Consider the following 4,822-nt stretch of genomic DNA (forward strand, 5'->3'; position numbering starts at 1 on the left):
CGCCGAGCTGGTGCTCGGCGGGGCGACGTGCTGCGAGGCGGGTGCGGTCAGTGCTGTTGGTCGGGCTGGGTGGTGGTCGTCGGGCCGGTGGTCTTCGTCGGGCCGGCCGGGGTCGTCGGGCCGGTGGTCTTCGTCGGGCCGGCCGGGGTCGTCGGGCCGGTGGTGTTCGCCGGGCCGGCCGGGGTCGACGGGTCGGTGGTGTTCGCCGGGCCGGCGGGAGTCGTCGGGCCGGTGGGGGCCCCGGTGGTGCCCGGGTCGGTCTTGGGCGGCGCCGCGTCGGGGATGTCGGCCATCGGCAGGGACTGCTTGGGTGTGCCGCGCAGGGCCTGGTTCATGGCGTCCCGCCAGATCGGTCCGGGGCCGTCGGCGCCGAACACCTCGGCGCGGTACTTCCCGTTGATGGTGATGTCGCGCATCTCGACGCCGCCCTTGGGGCCGCCGAGCCAGACGGCGGTGGCGAGTTGCGGGGTGTAGCCGTTGAACCAGGCGGCCCTCTTGTGGTCCGAGGTGCCGGTCTTGCCGGCGATCTGCCGGTTGTCCTCCAGGCTGAGCGCCGCGCCGGTGCCGTTGTTCTCGGTCACGCCGTTCAGGACGGTGTTCAGCGCTCGTGCCGTCTTCTCGGAGAACACCTGCTCGCAGTGGCCGGCCGGGACGGGGACGTCCTTGCCCTCCACGGTGGTGATCTTGGTGATGGCGATCGGGGCGCAGTGGGTGCCCTGGGCGGCGAAGGTCGCGTAGACGTTGGCCATGGTCAGCGGGCTCATCTCCTCGACGCCCAGGGCCATCGCGGGGACCTCCTCCAGGGGCTTGCCGCTGGCCTTGGTGGTGATGCCGAGCTTGTTGGCCATCTGCTTGACCGCGCAGAGGCCGATCTCCTGCTCCATCTGGATGAAGTAGGTGTTGACCGAGAGGGCCATCGCCATCTTCAGCTGGTACGGGCCCTTCTCGTTCGCGGATTCGTTGGGCACCACCGTCTTGGGGCGGGCCTCGTTCCTCCAGGTCCCCTCGCAGGTCTTCATCGTCGGGTACTCGAGCTTGTTCGGGGACGAGTACTCCTGGGTCGCCGGCACGCCCGCCTCCAGTGCCGCGGCCGCGACGACCGGCTTGAACGTGGAGCCGGGCTGGAAGCCGTTGCCGCCGCCCATCGCCGCGTCGACGTTGAGGTTGACGACGGTCTGGTTCTTGTCCTCCAGCAGGCCGTAGGGACGGGTCTGGGCCATGGCGAGGATCTTGCCGGTGCCGGGCTCGACCATGGAGACGGCGGCGGAGACGCTGTCGGTGACCCGCACGTTGTTGCTCACCGCGTTCTGGGCGGCGGCCTGCTTGTCCGGGTCCAGCGTGGTGTAGATGTTCAGACCGCCCTGGTTCCAGAACTTCTTGCGCTCGGCGGAGTCCTGGCCGAAGGCCGGGTCCTGCTTGACCACGTGGCGGACGTAGTCGCAGAAGAAGCCCATCCCGGCCTGAGCGGTGATGCAGCCGTTCTGCGGGGCCTTGAAGTTCAGGCCCAGCGGGGCGGCCTTCGCCTCCTGCGCCTGTTCGGCGGTGATGTGCTTGTTCTCCAGCATCTTGCCGATCACCACGTCGCGGCGGTTCTGCGCGGCCTGCGGGTGCAGCTTCGGGTCGTACTGGGACGGGTTCTGCACCAGCCCGGCGAGCATCGCCGCCTCGGCGACGGTCAGGTCCTTGTTGGTCTTGCCGAAGTAGCGCTGGGAGGCGGCCTCCACGCCGTAGGCGCCGTTCCCGTAGTACGTGATGTTGAGGTAGTTGGTGAGGATCTGCTCCTTCGGCAGCTCCTCCTCCAGCTTGATGGCGACCTTGAGCTCCTGGATCTTGCGGCCCAGGGTCTTGCGCTGGGCCTCCAGGACGGCGTCCCGGTCGTCGCCGGCCTGCTCCACGTTGACGTTCTTCACGTACTGCTGGGTCAGCGTCGAGGCGCCCTGGGAGGCGGTTCCGCTCTCCGCGTTCTTGCTGAGCGCGCGGAGGATGCCCTTGAGGTCGACGGCGCCGTGCTCGTAGAAGCGGGCGTCCTCGATGTCGACCTGGGCCTGCCGCATGAACGGTGACATCTGGTCGGCGGTGATGACGGTGCGGTCGCGCTCGTAGACCTTGGCGATGAGGCCGCCCTTGGCGTCGAAGATCTGGGTGGCCTGGGTGAGCGGCGGGGTCTTGAAGTCGGAGGGAACGTCCTCGAACCCCTCCGCGGTGCCCTTGGCCGTCAGCCCGATGCCGCCGGCGACGGGCAGGGCGAGACCTGCCAGCAGCACGCCGGACACGACACTCACCCCCAGGAAGGTCCCACCGAGGCGGGCCAGCCGGAGCGGCGCGTTGCGGGACGGCTGGGGGTCCGCGTCGTCGGAGGAACTCCGTATCTGGGGGAGATTCGATTCCATTCCGGAATGCTAACCCTCGAAAGTCCCCGGTCGAACGGTTTTCCGTGCGCGGCTGTCACGGCTGTGCAACAGGATTCGGGGCCGGCTCCGATAATGTGAGTCGTATACGCACCGAATGAATGCGAATGCATTCGACGGTCTGCACCGGATTCGGCCCGCCCCGCGTGTGGCGCCCCTCCCCTCCCGCAGCCCCGCCATCACTTGGATGCGGTGAGCGGGCCGAAAGGTTGCGCGCGTCCGGTCAGGCGGCACCGCCGGTCTCGGGGACGCTCTCCAGGACCGCCTCGACATCGACCGTGACGTCGACCATGTCACCGACCACCGCACCGCCCCGGTCCACCACGTCGTTCCAGCTCACGCCGAAGTCCTGACGGTTGATCCGGGTGGCGGCGGTGAATCCGGCGCGCCGCCTGGGGCCGAGGTCGCGCCCGTCCTCCCACCACGGGGTGTCCCACTGCCCGAGGTGGCTCACGTCGAAGGTGACCGGGCGCGTCACGCCGCGGATGGTGAGCTGCCCCGTGACCTCGAAGCCGCTCGCGCTCACCTGGTGGACCCGTGACCCGACGAAGGTCCAGGTCGGGTGGTGCTCGACGTCGAAGAAGTCGGCGCTGCGCAGGTGCGCGTCCCGCTCGGGCGAACCGGTGTACACCTGGGTCGCGTCGATGGTCGCCTCGACCCGGGCCTGCTCCGGAGCGTCCGGGTCCACCTCCAGGAAGCCGCGCACGTTCTTCAGCTGGCCGCGCACGTAGGTGACCATCATGTGTCTGGCGCGGAATTCCGCACCGGTGTGGCTGGGCTCGAAGAACCATTTCGTGGTGGCCATGGCGACTCCGTGAGGTGGTGGCCGGTGGTGCCCGAGACCCCCCTCCAGCCAGCGTAGGCCGAAGTCGGCGCGCGGTCGTCCGTACGGCACCACCGCCCGCTCTCCGAACAGCGGGAAAACCGGGCGACGGCGCGGAGCTTGATCCTCTACGGTGAACGCGCCCAGGGCGGCCGTTTACCGCCCGTCGACGTGGCGCGACCAACGCGCCCGCACCCCAGGGAGTTCCCTGTCATGACGCGCACCCTCGTCGCCGAGCTTCACTCGCACCTCGGAGAGACGGTCACCGTCTACGGGTGGGTGAACACGCTCCGGCTCCAGCGGCGCATCCAGTTCGTCCTGGTCCGGGACCACACCGGTCTCGTGCAGGTCACCCACGTGCGCGGTGGGGAGGGCGACGCCATCGAGGCCGCCTTCGAGGGCGTGACGGTCGAGTCCGCCGTGAAGATCACCGGCAAGGTGGTCGCCAACCCGCAGGTCAAGCTCGGTGGCCTGGAGATCGTCCCGTCCCGCGTGGAGGTCGTCTCGCCGGCCGAGCCCAAGCTGCCGATCGACGAGAAGACCGGCATCGACCAGCGCCTGGACTGGCGGTTCCTCGACATCCGCCGCCCTTCCCAGCACCTGGTCTTCGACGTCCAGACGACCGTCGAGCGGGCGATGCGCGAGGTGGCGGCCGAGGAGGGCTTCACCGAGCTGCACACGCCGAAGCTGATGGGGACGGCCTCCGAGTCGGGCGCCGAGGTGTTCGAGGTGGGCTACTTCGGCCGCACCGCCTTCCTCGCCCAATCCCCGCAGTTCTACAAGCAGATGGCCATCGCGGGCGGCATCGACCGGGTCTTCGAGATCGGGCCGGTGTTCCGGGCCGAGCCGTCCTTCACCTCGCGGCACGCCACCGAGTTCACCGGGGTCGACGTCGAGATCGCCTGGATCGACGGGGTCGAGGACGTGATGGCCTTCGAGGAGCGGATGCTGCACCGGGTGCTGGCCGCCGTGGCCGAGCGCCACGGTGCGGCGATCGCCGAGCACTTCGGTACCCCGGTGACGGTTCCCGGGCTGCCGTTCCCCCGGATCACGATGGCCGACGCGCTGGCCGGGCTCCGCGCCACCGGCTGGGACCGGGAGGGCGCCAAGGACGACCTCGACCCCGAGGGCGAGCGCGCGCTGTGCGGTCTGATCGCCGAGGAGACCGGGCACGAGTTCGTCTTCGTCACCCGCTTCCCGGCCGCCGTGCGGCCGTTCTACCACCTGCGGCCCGAGGACGACCCGACCGTCACCGAGTCCTTCGACCTGCTGTGGAAGGGCGTGGAGATCACCACCGGCGCCCAGCGCGAGCACCGGTACGACCGCCTCGTCGCCCAGGCCCGGGAGAAGGGCATGGACACCGGGCCGCTCTCCGGGTACCTCGACTGCTTCCGCTACGGCACCCCGCCGCACGGCGGGTTCGGTCTGGGGCTCGGCCGGCTGCTCATGCTCGCCCTGGGCCTGCCGTCGATCCGTGAGGCCACGTTCCTCTTCCGGGGCCCGCACCGCCTCGAACCGTAGGAACCGTGCGGAGGGGCGGACGGCCGAAGAGACGGAACGGGCCGCGCCCGAGGAGGTCTTCTCCTCGGGC

At 70.0% G+C, this 4,822-nt stretch carries 3 protein-coding genes; 1 reads left to right on the forward strand and 2 read right to left on the reverse strand.

All coding sequences use genetic code 11. From position 1 onward, the window contains the following. Nucleotides 1–47: 47 nt before the first annotated feature. A complete protein-coding gene (locus ACFU7Y_RS40310; RefSeq protein ID WP_224277786.1) occupies nucleotides 48–2,390 on the reverse strand; it encodes a transglycosylase domain-containing protein in 2,343 nt (780 codons plus the stop codon). Between the two features lie 241 nt (nucleotides 2,391–2,631). Then, nucleotides 2,632–3,213, reverse strand: a complete 582-nt coding sequence (locus ACFU7Y_RS40315; protein WP_224277784.1) for a YceI family protein — start codon at nucleotides 3,211–3,213, stop codon at nucleotides 2,632–2,634. Between the two features lie 231 nt (nucleotides 3,214–3,444). On the opposite strand from ACFU7Y_RS40315, the gene aspS reads away from it, so the two are divergent. Continuing rightward, nucleotides 3,445–4,752, forward strand: a complete 1,308-nt coding sequence (gene aspS / locus ACFU7Y_RS40320; RefSeq protein ID WP_380771350.1) for an aspartate--tRNA(Asn) ligase — start codon at nucleotides 3,445–3,447, stop codon at nucleotides 4,750–4,752. The last annotated feature ends 70 nt before the right edge of the window (nucleotides 4,753–4,822 follow it).

The organism is Kitasatospora sp. NPDC057542 (genome assembly GCF_042801945.1).
Taxonomy (GTDB): domain Bacteria; phylum Actinomycetota; class Actinomycetes; order Streptomycetales; family Streptomycetaceae; genus Kitasatospora.

Coding starts and splice junctions, on each gene's coding strand:
- ACFU7Y_RS40310 (WP_224277786.1), bottom strand. CDS start 2,390: ATGGAATCGAATCTCCCCCAGATACGGAGTTCCTCCGACGACGCGGAC.
- ACFU7Y_RS40315 (WP_224277784.1), bottom strand. CDS start 3,213: ATGGCCACCACGAAATGGTTCTTCGAGCCCAGCCACACCGGTGCGGAA.
- aspS (WP_380771350.1), top strand. CDS start 3,445: ATGACGCGCACCCTCGTCGCCGAGCTTCACTCGCACCTCGGAGAGACG.